This is a genomic window from Candidatus Regiella insecticola LSR1, from assembly GCF_000143625.1.
In the GTDB taxonomy this organism is placed as follows: domain Bacteria; phylum Pseudomonadota; class Gammaproteobacteria; order Enterobacterales; family Enterobacteriaceae; genus Regiella; species Regiella insecticola.
In genome coordinates this window covers 1-232 of record NZ_GL379696.1, presented here as the reverse complement: position 1 = coordinate 232, position 232 = coordinate 1, and the positions used below count along the sequence as shown (strand labels likewise).

The window sequence follows — 232 nt, the reverse complement described above, 5'->3', positions numbered from 1 at the left end:
CCACGGCGTTCCGCGCCAGCGGCAGCTGACCCTGCTGATCCTCGACGACGCGACCCAGCAACAGGTGAAAAACCTGCCGCCGCTGTTCAGCATCCATCGGCGCGATTCGGCCTACGCCATTCGCCTCAAGCTGCAGATGGCGTTGGAAAAGTTCATCCTGCATCCATGGGTGGCGCTGCACGCCGCCGGCCAGTGGAAATGCCAGGCTTGCCGCATCGCCGCGCTCAGCCAC

Annotated in this window: 1 pseudogene; it reads left to right on the top strand. The window is 65.1% G+C overall.

Annotated elements, in window-relative coordinates:
* A pseudogene (locus tag REG_RS11535) lies at window positions 1–232 on the top strand (helix-turn-helix transcriptional regulator); the annotation flags it as partial.